This is a genomic window from Bacillus sp. ES1-5 (genome assembly GCF_022487605.1).
Taxonomy (GTDB): Bacteria; Bacillota; Bacilli; order Bacillales; family Bacillaceae_G; genus Bacillus_A; species Bacillus_A wiedmannii.
In genome coordinates this window covers 1-16348 of record NZ_JAKVPU010000004.1, presented here as the reverse complement: position 1 = coordinate 16348, position 16348 = coordinate 1, and the positions used below count along the sequence as shown (strand labels likewise).

Sequence of the window (16348 nt, the reverse complement as noted above, 5' to 3'; positions counted from 1 at the left end):
TTAATCTATCAATATATAAGGAGTGTTAATTATGCCAGAAACAATACTGATTTTGTTATATATTTGTTTCGGATTGAGTGCAGTTTTTAGCTTAATAAAAGAATTAAAAAAAACACAGAAAAACCAGTTCTTGATTTTAGTTGATGCTCTAATTTTGCTAGGAGCTTTATTCCTAGTAGGTAGTATCTTCATCTAAATTACATAACTAGAACTCCATTAAAGAGCAAAGCATCCTAGCACAAGCTAACTGCTTTTTTATTAAAGTTAGCCCCTTCCTTATACCGATTTGTTTCTTGAGTGTTAGGAGAAATTCTAGCCTTTTCTGTTAAAAAAGAGCTTCTACGCCTGAATAAAAATAAATATTCTGTGTATACTTTACTTGCATCTAGATTATCACCTTTAGAACGAGCAATTAGCTTTTGCTAGCCGCTCTTTTATTTACGAAAAAAGATAATATTCTTTATAATAATTTTTCTTTATTTCTCAATATAAAGAGCCTTGGATTTTCGTTAACAATCATTTACTATATGATCAAAGAGTAATTAAAAGACTTACTCTTTGCTATTGAGGGAAGAGCCTGAGAGCCATATCAGGCTCTTCTTTGTTTATATACCATGTATTAAAATAACGACTTTATACACCTTTATTCTTTTCACAAACAAAATATTTATTATACGTAATATAACGATTATGTTATAATGATTTATGAAACATCACGTGTTTCAAATACAACATTTTTTGATGGCCTCTTATCTTTCCGTAAGAGGCCTTTTTTTATAACTAATTTGTTTAAATTCACCTTAATTTTTATCGTTTTTTTCTGAACGTTCAAATTAATAACTATATAATATAATTAAACTATTTGTATGAGAGATGATTATTATGAACTGGTAACAAAAATTCAATCCAAAGCATCTCTTTTTCCGCATGTATAGTTATTTTTATAAAACCCTTGATGATATATCATGGTCTTTAAAATAATTTAGATTGTTATGCGTACACGTTTGCTGTGTACTCTTCTCACATTGCTATAAAATAACTATTTTATTTGATTTCCTTACATAAATATTATTAAATCAATATATAATAAAATATATAGTTATAACATTTTATTATTAGGAGGTATAATTATGTCATTTGCAGCATGGAGTATACTCTTACCAACTTTAATCGGTGCAATGTCTGGTGCAATTTTCGGGATAATTTCTTCTCGAAATAAGAGAAAAAATTCAAATTAAAAACTTAATAATAAGATTTAATAACTACTCAATTGGCAGCTGATTCAGCCTTAAATTTTCAGCTGCCATTTTCTATTCAAATAACGCTGTTGTTAAATTTAAAAGGTGAAAGAAACCGTCCAAAAACCTCTTGGGTGTTCTCCCCTACTAAGGGAAGATACTGGGGTATGAAGGAATTTGAAGAAATTATGAATCCAATTAAACAATATGATGGTATCTATGGCTAGACCATATTAAACCATCGCAAATGAAATGAGTAATTAAAGTAGGTCACAATTACTTTGTTATGAAAAACAAACAATCAGATGAAATAATAAATGCATAATATTTTTTAACATAATAAATTAATATTTGGATATAAGTCATAAAATTAAAGTGGTTCAAGTCGTAGGAAGCCACCTTAGGGTGTCTTTTCTTTAAAGTGGGCCTGCGCCACATGCCCATCAAGCTAAGCTATTAAAGTACCCCTAAATGGAAATTTTGTGTTTTTATAGCACCGAAGTTTGTTTTTATCGTTTTTTAGGAGAAGTTGTTTTCTTAAGTTGATGACATAAGGAACCTCCTATATTTTAACAAAAATATACACTAAGCAAAAAATATAATAAGCTGTCCATATGGACAGCTTATTTACATAACTTTCGTTATTAGAAGTTAATTATATTTTTCTACGTACTAAATAAAAAGCTAAGGAACCCATAGTAATAGGTGTAATCAAACTAGAATAATATGCCCCAGTAATTGTAAAAAGAGAGAGTATAAGTATATAGATAACAGCTATTCCTATAAATACAGGAATTCAAAATCGAAGTTTTTTACATTGTTTTATGTTCCTGTATAATACTTCTCCAATTAGACAAACTACAAGATTTAGTATACTACCAAATATGATGAGAATCATAATGAATCCAACTATGTTTGGTAAATCATTCTGGTAAGAATGACTAGGATCAGAAATATATGGTATTAAGAACCATATGATAATAAAAGTAAGCAGACTTTTGCAGCATAACTAATTAAAAACTTTTTCATTTGTATCTTCCGTATATTTCATACTATTATTTCTATTATATGACAATTTATTTTCGCAAGATAGATAAAATATAGTATGGTTTCATTCGTAAAGCAACAAGCTCATGTAGAGACAATCCGTAGCCTATACGCTAGATGTTTTTTGAGGAGGGTTATCATATAGTAGTAGGTTAGCTTTTATTTGTTACTTTCTCCTCGACGACTTTATCGATAATATCATCAATAACTTCCGTGCATCTTATAATAAAATCAGCATCCTCACGAGTAGTATCACTATTGCTAATACGTTCAATCACTTCTGTTCCATATTCTCTATCTTCATCTGTTTTTGCTAAATACCTTTTATAAGCTCTTACAACTAGTATTGCTTCTTTTTGATCCATATAAATTTGGCGTAGCTCATCATCAAAATATTTCAATGAAATCCCTCCTGTTTGTAAATAATGAAGTACATTTAATTATATTATAATATAAAAATTTATTGTTTTATTATTTTTGTGAACTTGTGTAAAAGTGTAAATGTTCAAGTTTACACTTTTACACATTAAGGAGGAAATAACGTACAAAAATATGAAATTAGATACGAAAAGCGATATTTATATTTTGATAACTGTGCGATAGAACAGAGCTTTTAGATTAAACAATATTTATTAAATATCGAGTCGATACTATAAATCGATACTGCTGCAAACGGGATATAGTATCTAAATGAAAAGATTGAGGAAATGAATACGCAATATCAATAAGGGAACTAAAATATCTAATGGATCTCAAAAATAGTATAGGAAATGTATATAAAAAGATCACTTGTCTTGGAAACAAGTGATCTTTTTATTTGATAAATTGCTACTTGCCAACAGCAGTTAATTGTTATCCTATTCATATGTTCAATAGATATTAAAACTTATTTTTTAGTTATATAGTCGGAATTGTTTATACTGAAATGAAACCAAAAATATTTCAAAAGGTACCATTAATTATTTAGTACTTTAAAAATGCATTTTTGTTACGTGAAAGGATTAGAAAAAAGACAACATGTATAATAAATATATTTAGTCCAACTTTATTGTCACTCCATATATTTGTCTTAACGTATATTTACCGTCGTTTTCTAATAATGTTACAAATATCAACGAAAAACAAAGTTTAGTAAAAAATGTATTGCTATAACCTAATTTTACACGTATCTCGACGAAAAAAATAACAGAAATTTTATAAATATATAACAAAAAGAGTCCCGATTGATACAAACTCTTTTTTGAGTTTTTACAAAAGTAAACTTTTAAACACATAATTACATTTCTATTATTTATTTTACCACCTGAACAGATTCTGGTTTCCACCCCTGATTCTCTACCCAATCAATATTAACCTTATATTTTTTATTACTTTGCTTATCTCGTACATTACCGTAGGCTTTATTATTACCATTATTCCCAATAAAATCGAAAATCAATTGGCTCTCTGGAACATCAACAGCATAAGAAATTGCTTTTTTCATCTCACTCCAATCTACTGTTCCTTCTTTAAATTTCATTTCAGGTTTTGCTCCTTGCTCTGTACCAATTGGCTTCCAAGAAGAATTAGTTTGAGAACCCTTTTCATGAGATGCCGTTTTTTCTGCCTCTTTATTTTCATTTTCGTTCGTTTTTACCGATTTTTCTGCTTTTAGTTTCCCTTCTAACTGTGCTGCTTCTTTATCTTCATTTTTCTTTTCTTCTATCATTGTTGCTTCTTTATCTTCACTTTTCTTCTCTTCTATCATTGTTGCTTCTTTATCTTCACTTTTCTTCTCTTCTATCTTTGTTGCTTCTTTATCTTCATTTTTCTCCACTTCTATCTTTGATGTTTCTTTATCTTCATTTTTCTTTTCTTCTATCTTTGATGTTTCTTTATCTTCATCTTTCTTCTCTTCTATCTTTGTTGCTTTCTTTTCTTGAGCAATTGCTTTCTTTGATGCATCAGAAGGGGTAAACAACTGGTATGTCACTATACCAACTGTCACTAATACCAAAGTAAATGCAATATTAAAAATCGCCTTTTGACGACGATTCTGTTGTTTTTCTTGAAACCTGCTTACTTGTCCCATTCTTTAAACCTCCGTGTTTATTTTCTCCTCTACTCTTTATGTATTATCCCTATAATTCTTAATATTTTTATTAAATAATAGAAATGAACTACACTTTCCATACAGGATTTCATATCATAATAAAATTTGTTTTTTTCAAGCATCTGACATATGTTATTCAAAATAGTTTAATACATTAAAAATTGATAAGCTTCGGCACTTAAGCAACCTTCAATTTTATTCAAAGGTGATTCCAATTACGTCCATATTAGATCTTCTGTAGAAAGCTTTTTAACAATTAAGCCTCTTCTTCCCTTATTTATAATTTTCAAATTAAATTTCCCTATATGGTATAATAATGACGTTTCGTTTTCTAATGGGGTATGTCGTAAAATCAAAAGGGATTTTATCTCTTTTACCTTCTTTTCAGAGTAACTTTCACCACTAGGAAATTCTATTATTCCTAATGTAATCTTTAATTCGCTATCATCACAAAGCCACTCCTTATTAAGTTCCCTTATCTTTTGTATAAAGCTTCTTTTGGTTTTTCCTATATAGAGCAATGTTATATTCTTAGCATCTACTCTAGAAATTGTAAATATCCCCTTCTTAGAAGCTTCTTCTCTTTTATAAAAATCATTTATACTATACAATCCATACCATTTAATATGTATTGTTTCTATGAATCTCACCTCATTTTTAGACAACATTACAATTTCTGAATGTTCAAATTATTATGGGTACATAGTCTTGATTACTTGAATTATAAATTGTGCTTTTCAATAATACATTTTATTATTACTAATTTCAATATATAGTTTAATTACAAGTCTATATAAAAAACAAAGTGATGTCGTACCTAATATTTTATTTTTCACGATATTAAACTATCGTGAAAAAAGATAGAGCGGTATGGAATAAAATATAATGTGTATGTACGTACATTTTTTTTAAAAGAAATTTTGTAGTTTGCAACTGAATTACAAAAAATATAGATTTTTGGAAACTAAATTGTTAAAAAGGACTACATAGTTTAGTAGCCCTTTTTAAGTCCCGAAAGCTGTATGATTGATGTTTTTACCTGTTAACCTCCGTAATGCATTAATAAGCTTGTTTGGATTTTTAAATGAACAAAAAATATATCTTACAAATAATGTAACAACTATTTAAGTACAGCCTCTGTTTTAGGACTCCTGATCGGTATTTTTGTTAGTGGTATTATTATATTTCTATTTTAAGATATGATCCCCATATTAAATGGAATTGTAGCATGAGCAATGGGAGGATTAATGGGCGTAATGATCGGTATCATGATACCTTAACCCGAATTGTATATCATTGTAATACTATTAATGATATTGTTTACAGCCACTTGGGTTACCATGAATCTATAAATTCGTAGTCAACCTGTAGAGTAGAATCTACTTCTTTATTTTTAGGTGTCTTCACTGCTATCATTCTCTTGTTAATCGTATTTCTTAATTGCCACTGTGCATCAGCTTGATTCAATTATATTAGATGGGTCCAATACATATTATTAAAATTAAGATGGTTCAAGTCGGAGAAAGGACACTCATTGAGTGTCCTTTCTTTTTTAACAATATTCAGGTTCATATAACCCGTATAACTGTCCACCCTTTGTAACAGTTCCTTTTAAATAATGTTTTATTCCACCTTTTATCACTACCATAGGCATATCTTCTTTTTTAGCATAAGGAAAAGCCTTATAATCACATGATGCAGCAATTGACTTCTTACTATTATTCAAATTATTATCAGTATCTACAGCTGCGTATGCTCCTGTAGTACCAGATAGCATAAGCCCAGTTGCTAAAGCACCTACTACTAATTTCTTAAACATAATAATTCCCCCTCAAATATTTTTATAACTTGCACTTTAAATGTATCACTTTTGTAATTTTTATAAATATTTTTCATATGTAGAAATATTTGTTTGCATTTTAGTAATTTTGGGGTTTAATTTTATCAACTGTAAAAGAGAGGGTTTTAGAACAATATGTAATAGCGCATAATATGTTGGTCAGATATTATGATATACTCACAAAGAACTGATACAAAATTTCTTTAGATTGGAAAACTAAAGTCTTATCTACCTATGGAAAAGGCGCCTAATGGCGTTTTTTCTTTATTTTCAAAAGGAACTGCTCATTTCTTTCTTCAGTACATCAGATAAAGTGAACCCGTTAAAATCCATGGCATGAACCCTAGTTTTACCCTCTTATCTAAAGGAGGAACTATTGTTATGGGATATAGTGGTAGTTGTGGCGAAGGCTGCGGTTTTGCTGGAGGACTTGCTTTATTAGTTGTATTATTTATTCTATCAATCATTATCGGATACAGTTGCTTCTGCTAAAAAACTATTGGGAAAGACACCTTAAGGTGTCTTTTCTCTTGTACATTATATCCATTATAAGCTCATTAATTTTTATTTACGTTTAATATAATCTCTGTAGTAGTATTACAGTAATACCTTATGTACATATCAAAAAGAAGAGATGCGTTAACATCCCTTCTAATACTTACTACCATCAGGGTAGTGATATCTCATTTATTTTTTACGAATCCCATCACTATCCTTCCAAATTGAAAGAAGGGATAACCAATCACCCCCACAATAAACAGTTACCTTTATTCTTTCATACTGGTACAATCTCATTAATATAAAATAACCCACCTATTCCCCAAGGAGAACTATATGTAATTTTGCACTTGTACTTGTATACGATCAAATCATAACAAAACTTTAAGTATCATTTATATATAAAGTAATTAAAATTAACTTAATAGCCTTAAAACCTTAATAATCTCAATTGTTTTATCATCTTTTATTCTACAATAAAGCCTTTTCCCCATACGTTCACTAATTACAATATTTCCAGAAGTTAATTTACGCAAATGTTGTACAATCAAATCTTCCGGAATTTTTGTTTTCTTACTTAGATCAGAAACTGACAAAGATCCATATGTAATCAATTTACAAACCATTGATAATCGAGTAGGATTCCCTAATAACTCTAAAACTTTTATATTTTCTGTATAGAAACCAATGTCCAAATCAAAGGCCCTTAGCAAATCTTCCAACCTCCTAAAATAAGACAGATAACAACCAGAATATCTTAACATAAAAACAGTACAAGCAACCCTGAAATATATCAATTGTCCATTGAGAAAAATAATATTCGGATGAAATTCCAATACATATTTTTAAAGTTAAAGTGGTTCTAGTCGGAGGAAGGCACCTTAGGGTGTCTTTTCAATGAAAAACATCTACAAAAAAAACGGTCTAAATCTAGACCATTTTTATCTTATAATTACTTAAATTCAAATGTAATTCCGTTATATTTTTCTCGATCTGCATCATCCGCTATCAGCCAAATTAATTGTTCCTTATGACCTTTAGCCAGTAACCATTTCAAGTGCTTTTAAACTATTACATATGTTTGTACCATGCTTTGTTAATTCGTTTAAACTCCATAGGTTTTGAAGTTTTAGACTTTTCCCTTAGTGAACTCAAATTATTAGAACATCCTACAATATTTAGACAGAATGTAGCCAATAAACAAAATATTATTAAATTCTTCAATTAGCCACTTCTAACTCTCTTTCGTATAAAATAAACGCCTTTGAAATTATTCATATGAAAATCAAAAGAAACTTTAAATCAAAATAATTTTATATTAGATTAGATGGTAGAAAATATTCTTATACTCATAAATTGTTACATTTGAGCCTGCCAGTGGTACAAAAAGACGATATCATCTATTAAATAAAATTCAACTTTGTGTAAAGGTCAATACAATCCTCTATTTTTTCAATTGATAGCCTGCACCATTTTTTGCCATACTCCTATTTTACAACTTTATAACTCTTCTCTCTATTGATTAATTCGTTAGAGAATGCAAAAGACATTTAATGTACCTCATAAACTATTCCCTCTTCATCCCCTAATACATTTCATTCTAGTAAAAATATATTTTTCAGCTTTAATTGTTCCGTTAATTTTTTCCGCTTCGATAAAATGACTATTTAACTTCTGTAGCAAGCAACCTACGTAATGAATCCATTCAATAAAGGATATGCCAATACAAACAGCATATTAATAAGTTTCCCTACAATAACTAAACTACTTAGTTTTTTCTTCTGTCTTTTTATTTACCTTAAAGTAATCCATTCATAGCTTGCCCACTCTTTTGGTTTCTTATCATACTTGATTCGACCAGTCGTACAGAATGAAGCAATCATCCATTGTATAAGGTTCATCCTTGCATACGGATCAATACAATCCTCTATTTTTTTCAATTGATAGCCTGTACTATTTTTCTGCCAAATTGTATATAATCGAAAATGTGTTGTTGTAACAAGTCTAGCTTTTGTTGTAACTTGCCACTTTGAAATTTTTGTTAAATCTTCTTTTACTTTTCTTTCATACTCTTGTTTTACTACTTTATAACCCTTCTCCTTATTGATAAGTCCATTTGAAAGTGCAAAAGGCATTTGATGCACCTCATAGACTGTTCCTACTTCATCTCCTAAAATATCTGATTCTACCAAAAATATATTTTTTAGTTTTAACTGTTCTGTTAATTCTTTTCCATTCCGATAAAATGATTTTTTTATCTTCTGTAGTAAGATAACCTGTACAATTAATCCAACCAATAAAGGATATACTAATACGAACAACATATTAATAAACATGTTTAGAATAAGAACCCCTATAAGCGCAAATATTGTAAAGTAAATATATTTTTCTCTTTGATGAATAATTCTACTGTTCAAACCACGACCTCCGTTTTAATATATTGTAAACGCAACATAAACTAGTGCCCCTAATAAAATAGAACAAGCTCCCGGAAAGCTCTGTATAAGCTGTATTTCTTTCTTAGGTAATTTTGCACCAAATATAGAAGTAGCATGCTCTAATTGGTCTTTAATTGCTCCTACAAACCCTAAAATCTTAATTAACCGATACACACTAGCAATCCAAAAGAATAGTAAATGGAACGCTGTTAGTGTAATTGCAGTAAACACAGCCGATTCTTCTACTACATTGCTAACATATAAAGCTACCACCACAAGCATTTTTGTATCACCAGGTGAAGAAAATTTAAAGGTCTCTAACAATAGACCACATGCTAAGGCCATGCCTAGTACAATCGTAATCTCTTTCCCTGTTCTTATTCCAGCAAAATACGTGATTCCTATCCCAAAAATTAAGAATAGTAGATGCCATACATTCTTCGTTTTTCTATATTTCAAATCAGTAAATACATTTAGGATCATGTAACTTAGTAGTAACCCTATAATATATAAAAACACTCTCTTCACTCCTTTTCTGAATCCAAATACAATATGTTTTCTAAAAAAGGGAACTACTTCTAGTAGTAGTCCCCCTATGTTTACTATTAAATTTATATTTAATTCCAAGAATCTACATCTGCATTTTTTGATGCTTTTGTGAATCGAGCTAGAATTGTATCATAGCCACCTTGAATTGCTTTCCATACAAATGGCCCAATCACTAATACGATAATTACCGCCAAGGCGATTAACATACCGTTTTCTGATGATAATTGTGAGTCTTCATTTTTTAACCATTTCTTTATTTTTGCTAGCATGTTATTTTATCTCCTTCATAAATTAATTTTAAGAATCTAGTAAAATAAGAACTTCTCTATCTAAACCTTCTATTACTTATTCCACGAATTTACGTCTGCATTGCTTGATGCTTTTGTGAATCGAGCTAGAATTGTATCATAGCCACCTTGAATTGCTTTCCATACAAATGGCCCAATCACTAATACGATAATTACCGCCAGGGCAATTAACATACCGTTTTCTGATGATAACTGTGAATCCTCATTTTTTAACCAATTTTTCATTTTTGTTAACATGATTGAATCTCCCTTATCTATTTATTTGAACTATGCATAATAAACATCATTAATTTAAACCTTCTATTGTTTGTTCCAAGAATTCACATCTGCATTACTTGATGCTTTTGTAAATCGAGCTAGAATCGTGTCATATCCGCCTTGGATCGCTTTCCATACAAACGGCCCAATTACTAATACGATAATTACCGCCAAGGCGATTAACATACCGTTTTCTGATGATAATTGTGAGTCTTCGTTTTTTAACCAATTCTTCATTTTTGTTAACATGTGTATTGCTCCTCTTCTTATTCAATTTGGGGTACTAGCTTCTTATATACTTGCAAATCCTTGCATTAAGGATTGAATAACAATCACCATTGGATAAATTACAATACAACCAATTATAGCAACGTTAAATTTATTCATTTCCATTGGCTTATTTTGAATGAGACGGTTATAGTTCTCATGTTTTAATTCACGCATCATTTTAATTTGTGCGTCCATAATACGAAGACTTTGTACCTTGTCCGTTTTTTGCGCTTGTTGCAATGCAATCGTAAAGGTATTGACTTCTGGACTATTTAAAGCTGCTGCAAAATTTCTAAATGGTTGATCCGAACCCGCATACATTTCTAATTCCGCTGTAAGTGTAGATACATACGGTCGAAGGTGCCTCCCAGCATATATCTGTGCCCTTTTTACTGCCTCTAATGTTGTATGTGTTTTTAACAAATGCAGCATCGGAATTAGATACTCTGGTAATTCGAACTTCCTTGCTTCTATCGCCTGCTTGATTCTTTTCTTTAATAAATAATCAGGATAGAAATAAAGTAGTGGTGAAATCAAAACGCCCACTTTAAATAAGTAGTAATCATGAAACACCGTACATATCAAGAAAACAGAGGTGAAAATGATGGGATATGCAACCTTCATTTTCAAATATTCTTCTGGTTTCGTATCCAAACCAGCTTCTTCTAATTTTTTCTGGATCTGCTCTTTCTTTTCTTCTGTCAGATACTTATGTGATAATGACTGGAAAGGAGCGAGCATCATTTGATTTAAATTCTTTTTTTCAATTCGTTTTGCATTTTCTACATAGTTCGTAAGTAAGCTACCGTTATCTTTTTTACTTTGTAGAAAGGTAGAGAATATCCAATACATGACAACGAATACCACTACAGCTAAAATCGTAGCCACCTTATTCCCCTCTTTCTGTTGGATTATAATTTGCAATCTTTTCTACACGGATTGCTAGGAAAGATACAATCAGCATATTTACCGCTAATGCGATTTTCCCCATCAGAGAACCTGCTAAAAATCCATATGCTTCTTTTGACATCAACATAATAACAATTGGCATAGCGATGACGATTAAGCAGTTCTGTGCAAAGGCACGTTGTGCTTGCGACAAACTAGAACGCAACCTTGCCAGGTATAACTTTTGTTTTTCGAAATCTTCTGCAATATCTAATAAGACTTGCACTGAATTTGCTCCACCTTCACGACTACATACTTCCAACATTTCGTGGAAGAAAACCAATTCTCTAAAGTTAAACGTTTCATTAAATCCTCTAAATGCACGGTGCATCGTAGTTCCACCTTCTAATAAAAGGGAAACTTTTTCTATTTCTTCTTGAATACTCTCATGCATCATTGGCTTTACTTGTACTAACACGCGTTTAGCGTTATTACTAATTTGAAGTGCATTCGCTACAGCCTTCATATAGATAGAAAGACGGTCAATGACAACCAAGTAGTAACGTTTTTTTCTTCGATAGAGGAGAAATTTCGGGACTAAAAATCCACATAAAACGAAAACCAGTGTAAAAAGATCTCTTCCAAAAGAAAAATAGAACACCGCTGCAATACTCATTCCGGAAAGAATCATATATGCCCAGTACATGCTTTTCGTCAATTTCCACTCGTACTTTTGCGCTTCTTGTATAACGGATTGTGGTAGATACACTCGTATTCCCTTAATATTCCTTAATTCCAAGCGCCTTTCTTCTTTTTCGTTTTCTTGTACAAATTGGGAAAGAGCAGAACCTTTAGATTTTGCAAAAAGTAAAACGTGAAATACTATACTAATAAAGATTAAAAATATACATCCATAAGCCAACAAACTATGCATACTGCACCTCCCGTTGTGAAAGGAATGGCGCATAAAGAGCTGGTTTTACAGTGGAAGAATGGAATTTCTTCTCCATTTCAGCTGACATTTTTGCTGTAATAATATGGTCTCCATGAATCTTTCCTACTCTCTCATTCATTTCATCGTATTCCTCACCTGATAGAATAAATTGAGAAAGCTGATTGAACTGTATATCATCTTGATAATCCAATAATTCAATCATCTCTGTAATATAGCGATTTCCATCGTCTTTCTTTTCTAAAAAGACAATCACATCAAATGTCTGTGAGATTAATTCATATAAATACTGAGCATCGATATTTGCACCACTTTGCAAACACATAAGCATTAAACGTCTTACTGCTTCTTTCGCACTCCTTGCATGGACAGAGGTAAAACCAGGATGTCCTGTTTGGAAGAAGTTAATCATTTTTAACGCTTCTTTCCCCCTCGATTCACCTACAATTAATCTCTTAGGCCCTTGCCGTAAAGCATTTGTTAACAATCTATCAAAGTCGATTGCATTTTCTTCTACTTCGGATGCCCTACACTGCATCGGAACAAAATGATGTTCCGGAAAAATGCGATGCAAATATAATTCAGGGTTATCTTCTACTACCAGAGTACGTTCTTTTTTCTTTCCTTTCGGAATGTGAGAGGCAAGATATTTCATAAACTCTGATTTTCCGGTACCTGTAGCTCCAGCAACTAGAATATTCATTTTGGCTTTCACGGCTGCAGCCAAAAAGTCCAACATCTCTTTTGACGCTTGATTGGTAGATAACATACGCTCTTCAGAAGCACGAAGGTGATCTGCATTCTTACGAATCGTTATTGTTGTTCCGAGTCCCCCACGTTCATCTAAAGCAATATTGATGCGGATATATGGAAACACGCAGTCCACATACGGCTTTGCTGTATTTAATGACTCTGATGTACTGTTTACCATCTTATAAGCTAGTGCTTTCACTTCTTCTTCCGTCTCAAATCGATAAGGAAATGTACATTCTCCCTCTCCAATTTTTTCGTAAATGATTTCTTTTGTGCCATTGATATAAATATCAGTTACATCCTTATCTTCTTTTAAAGGTTCTATAATCCCAAACCCCACAATTTCGTCACACACCATATTTAGTAACTGTTCAGAAGGTACATCTGAAATAACGACTTGATTACTCAATAAAAAACTTTTAATGATTTGTTCTACAGCCGCTCTCTTTTCTTTATTCATAAAGGATTCACTTAGGATATCACGATGGTCTTTTACTAAAAATGCACGAATTTCATCTGTTATATCTTTAATTTGTTGAACTGTGGTTGTTCCTAACTTGCGAGCTGATTTGGAACGAATCATATAACCAAAATGATATAAATCCACTCGATTTCGTTTTAAGGCGGTTTGTTTTTCTTGTAAATAGCCCCACATATTCCTTGCCTCCCTTTTAATTTCGTAAACCAAAGAGACCCTTTTTCATAGAGGATTGCTGGGATGGAATACCAAGACCAGCTGCTTCCATAATGTGATGAATCTTTGTATTAATTTGCGGAGAACCAAACTGCATCCCCCATTCGTAACTCGTACGATCTCTGTCATATGGAATTGTCACCGTAATTTTCTGAGACGAAAGCTTTTCAATATCTTCTATATAATTCTCATCTGCCATATTTAGCACATGAATCATTTGAGGTAATGTTAACTTTGCTTCTTCTATCAGCTTTAATTCTCGTTTAATAGCTAACGCACCACGAGGATTTCCATTTAGCACATGAACAACAAGATCTGCTTGGTATAGGATTGGATAACTCAGCACCTCGGATAATTCAGTTGGTACTGATAGAACGATATAATCATATTCTGTATCTACAAGTGACTCTATAAATGTCGTTACAAACAATTCTTTGTTTTTAATCTCTGGGAATTGAGCTAAGCTATAACCTGATGGAAACACCAGAAAATCCATCTTATCGTGCAATTTTTGCATCAACCTTGGATTCACTTTTTTCTCTAATAAATCTTGCTTGGTACAAATATACTGCAAGAGATTGAATTCATTTTCTTTTCTTACAAGCTCTAATATGTTTTTACTATCGTGGCTAAGACCGGTTCCAACTGCGAAGCTTGGTCTTACTTGGTCTGCTTCTACATAAAGCACCTTTTTCCCTAAATGAGCTAATTCATTTGCCATCGCAATACTTAATGTGCTTTTTCCTACATTTTCGTTTGTCGCATAAAAGGCAATGATTCTTACTTGCCGCTCCATCTTAATAACCCCTTTCTTACTTGGATTCGTTTAGATACTGTGCTACATACTCTTTTACATTTTTAGAAATTGGATTAGTCGAATGCTTCTCTACATAGTCTAAAATGTTCTTTTGATCAGATATTTGTGAGAACCCTTCAGCTGGTTCTAATTCTTTCCCTGTTTGTTTCACCTTTTGTCCAACTGCAACAGGAATCACATCTCCAAGTGTTTTTGCACGATTTAAGTATTGAAGTTGTTCAGGTGAAACAGCCAATGTATATAATCGCGTTACCTTTGGCTTTTGTTTTCCTTCTTGTTCCTCTTTTGATTCTTTCTTTTCTAGCACAAATGCATCTTCTGTATTACTATCTTTTGCAGCAGTCACGCGTACACGTTGGAACAGACCACCGAAGACAACCTCCTCATTGTCCCCTTCTTTTACAACCTGTTTGAAATACAAATCCACATATGTGTTAGGAATAATACTATTCCCTGAACTTGTTTCCAAATCAACAAGTAACGGGAAAGCAACTTCTCCATCTTTCAAATTTAAAATGGCAGAGTCCGGTAACTCTTCTTTCTTTACTACTTTGTTTTTAAAGAGATAGCTATTTTCGGTGATGGGTTGCCCATCATTTGTCCACTTCCCTACAACAACTTCTTTGCTTACACGTAATGCATTTGGTGGAATGGCATCACCAGGTAATGTTCGTTCCACTAGCATGTCTTCTTTAATCTCTGTATGTGCAGGTATATCCTTTGCGGCTACAACAATCTTTGTTGGTTTTACTGCATTTTCTACTGCAAAATGATTGTATCCATAGATACCCGCTACTGTTACAGCAGCTAAACCTACCGCAGCAATCTGCTTCTTTTGAAACTTAGATGGCTTCAATGTTGGTATTCCTCCTTATATAGCCTTTAAACGCAAAAAAGGACACACCTATGGCATTATGCGCCTTAGGTGTGTCCTTTTAGCAAATCTAAAGTTTATATGAAAATGTTGGATTTGATTTCTTTAATATTACAATTTCAATATTATGATATATAGAGTTTTATGTCAATCATTTCTAAAAAAAATATTATTTTTACCATTTCAAATTTCTGATTTCAAAACTCAAAAACCCTTAAAAACACTGTCATATCAAGGTTTTTAAGCTATTAATCCATCCATAAATATGGTATAATTAATATAACGTAACTGAATATTTCAGGGTGGTTGGTTGCTATCCTTTCTCTTTCGTTTTATGGAGAAAGGAGGTGATTGCATGGAAATACTTTTCATAATTGTAATTTTAAAAGTAATTGCTAGAGAAGTCGCTGTATTTTTTGCAAAACGGGTAGGTAAATACCTATCAACGTCTTGGAAGAAAACACAAAAAAAGCGACGAAAAACGAAAAGAACCACCCACAATGCCTGCAAGCGTGTGTGAACCGCACCCAATTTGTTAGACAAATAACTAACAATTGGAGGTGCGGTTTTATTATGTCTAGAAAATATAAATTCGAATTAAAAAGAAATGCCGTTGAACATTATTTAAGTACAAGTGATTCTTTTAAATTGACTGCCCAAAAATATCAAGTCAGTATATCGTTATTAAAAGAGTGGGTGGCACGTACTAGAGAACAAGGAATAGAGTCCTTAAGGTTCTGTTGCAAAGTTTCTTAAACCTAGTTACAATCTAGAAAAAAGAGGCGAGGAGAATTACACATGCGATATTTTAAAGGAAAACAGTTCAAGAAAG

18 protein-coding genes and 2 pseudogenes are annotated in these 16348 nt (G+C 31.8%); 4 read left to right on the top strand and 16 right to left on the bottom strand.

Annotated elements, in window-relative coordinates; all coding sequences use genetic code 11:
- Positions 1-31 precede the first annotated feature (31 nt).
- Positions 32-196 carry a hypothetical protein gene (locus tag MKO96_RS14935; RefSeq protein ID WP_240587935.1) on the top strand — a complete coding sequence of 55 codons (165 nt, stop codon included), beginning with the start codon at positions 32-34 and terminating at the stop codon, positions 194-196.
- Positions 197-1893: 1697 nt separating this feature from the next.
- Here MKO96_RS14935 and MKO96_RS14930 read toward each other — a convergent pair.
- The 5 genes and pseudogenes from MKO96_RS14930 to MKO96_RS14910 form a co-directional block, all read right to left on the bottom strand.
- Positions 1894-2267, bottom strand: a pseudogene (locus MKO96_RS14930) (hypothetical protein).
- 170 nt (positions 2268-2437) lie between these two features.
- The gene (locus MKO96_RS14925) at positions 2438-2686 is read right to left on the bottom strand and encodes a hypothetical protein (protein ID WP_240587934.1); all 249 of its coding nucleotides are present in this window, start codon (positions 2684-2686) and stop codon (positions 2438-2440) included.
- An 890-nt stretch (positions 2687-3576) separates the two neighbouring features.
- Entirely contained in the window at positions 3577-4356 is a 780-nt protein-coding gene (locus tag MKO96_RS14920) for a YrrS family protein (RefSeq protein WP_240587933.1), read from the bottom strand.
- Between the two features lie 236 nt (positions 4357-4592).
- Positions 4593-5027: a sodium:proton symporter gene (locus MKO96_RS14915; RefSeq protein ID WP_240588149.1), complete on the bottom strand. Its 435-nt coding sequence runs from the start codon at positions 5025-5027 to the stop codon at positions 4593-4595.
- Positions 5028-5929: 902 nt separating this feature from the next.
- Complete coding sequence (locus tag MKO96_RS14910; protein ID WP_046956599.1) at positions 5930-6196, bottom strand: hypothetical protein; 267 nt, start codon at positions 6194-6196, stop codon at positions 5930-5932.
- Between the two features lie 402 nt (positions 6197-6598).
- Between MKO96_RS14910 and MKO96_RS14905 the strand changes: the two genes are divergently transcribed.
- Positions 6599-6709: a YjcZ family sporulation protein gene (locus MKO96_RS14905; protein ID WP_240587932.1), complete on the top strand. Its 111-nt coding sequence runs from the start codon at positions 6599-6601 to the stop codon at positions 6707-6709.
- A gap of 422 nt (positions 6710-7131) precedes the next feature.
- On the opposite strand, the gene MKO96_RS14900 is transcribed toward MKO96_RS14905, so the two are convergent.
- The 11 genes from MKO96_RS14900 to cpaB form a co-directional block, all read right to left on the bottom strand.
- The gene (locus tag MKO96_RS14900) at positions 7132-7410 is read right to left on the bottom strand and encodes an ArsR/SmtB family transcription factor (protein WP_046956613.1); all 279 of its coding nucleotides are present in this window, start codon (positions 7408-7410) and stop codon (positions 7132-7134) included.
- Positions 7411-8508: 1098 nt separating this feature from the next.
- Positions 8509-9132 (bottom strand): hypothetical protein, encoded by a 624-nt coding sequence (locus tag MKO96_RS14895; protein WP_240587931.1) that lies wholly within the window; start codon positions 9130-9132, stop codon positions 8509-8511.
- A gap of 15 nt (positions 9133-9147) precedes the next feature.
- Complete coding sequence (locus MKO96_RS14890) at positions 9148-9672, bottom strand: hypothetical protein (protein WP_240587930.1); 525 nt, start codon at positions 9670-9672, stop codon at positions 9148-9150.
- A 98-nt stretch (positions 9673-9770) separates the two neighbouring features.
- Complete coding sequence (locus MKO96_RS14885) at positions 9771-9971, bottom strand: hypothetical protein (RefSeq protein WP_046956596.1); 201 nt, start codon at positions 9969-9971, stop codon at positions 9771-9773.
- Between the two features lie 72 nt (positions 9972-10043).
- Positions 10044-10268: a hypothetical protein gene (locus MKO96_RS14880; protein WP_483298327.1), complete on the bottom strand. Its 225-nt coding sequence runs from the start codon at positions 10266-10268 to the stop codon at positions 10044-10046.
- Positions 10269-10310: 42 nt separating this feature from the next.
- Positions 10311-10517, bottom strand: coding sequence for a hypothetical protein (locus tag MKO96_RS14875; RefSeq protein ID WP_000956354.1), 207 nt, complete (start codon positions 10515-10517; stop codon positions 10311-10313).
- Positions 10518-10559: 42 nt separating this feature from the next.
- The gene (locus MKO96_RS14870) at positions 10560-11426 is read right to left on the bottom strand and encodes a hypothetical protein (protein ID WP_240587929.1); all 867 of its coding nucleotides are present in this window, start codon (positions 11424-11426) and stop codon (positions 10560-10562) included.
- Between the two features lies 1 nt (position 11427).
- Positions 11428-12360, bottom strand: a complete 933-nt coding sequence (locus tag MKO96_RS14865; RefSeq protein ID WP_240587928.1) for a type II secretion system F family protein — start codon at positions 12358-12360, stop codon at positions 11428-11430.
- A complete protein-coding gene (locus MKO96_RS14860) occupies positions 12353-13786 on the bottom strand; it encodes a TadA family conjugal transfer-associated ATPase (RefSeq protein WP_240587927.1) in 1434 nt (477 codons plus the stop codon). The genes MKO96_RS14865 and MKO96_RS14860 overlap by 8 nt, the downstream gene beginning before the upstream one ends.
- Before the next feature lie 16 nt (positions 13787-13802).
- The gene (locus tag MKO96_RS14855) at positions 13803-14621 is read right to left on the bottom strand and encodes a CpaE/TadZ family protein (protein ID WP_240587926.1); all 819 of its coding nucleotides are present in this window, start codon (positions 14619-14621) and stop codon (positions 13803-13805) included.
- Between the two features lie 16 nt (positions 14622-14637).
- Positions 14638-15498: a Flp pilus assembly protein CpaB gene (cpaB, locus tag MKO96_RS14850; protein WP_240587925.1), complete on the bottom strand. Its 861-nt coding sequence runs from the start codon at positions 15496-15498 to the stop codon at positions 14638-14640.
- A gap of 373 nt (positions 15499-15871) precedes the next feature.
- Between cpaB and MKO96_RS14845 the strand changes: the two genes are divergently transcribed.
- Positions 15872-16036: a hypothetical protein gene (locus tag MKO96_RS14845; RefSeq protein WP_240587924.1), complete on the top strand. Its 165-nt coding sequence runs from the start codon at positions 15872-15874 to the stop codon at positions 16034-16036.
- Positions 16037-16089: 53 nt separating this feature from the next.
- A pseudogene (locus MKO96_RS14840) lies at positions 16090-16260 on the top strand (helix-turn-helix domain-containing protein); the annotation flags it as partial.
- Positions 16261-16348 lie beyond the last annotated feature (88 nt).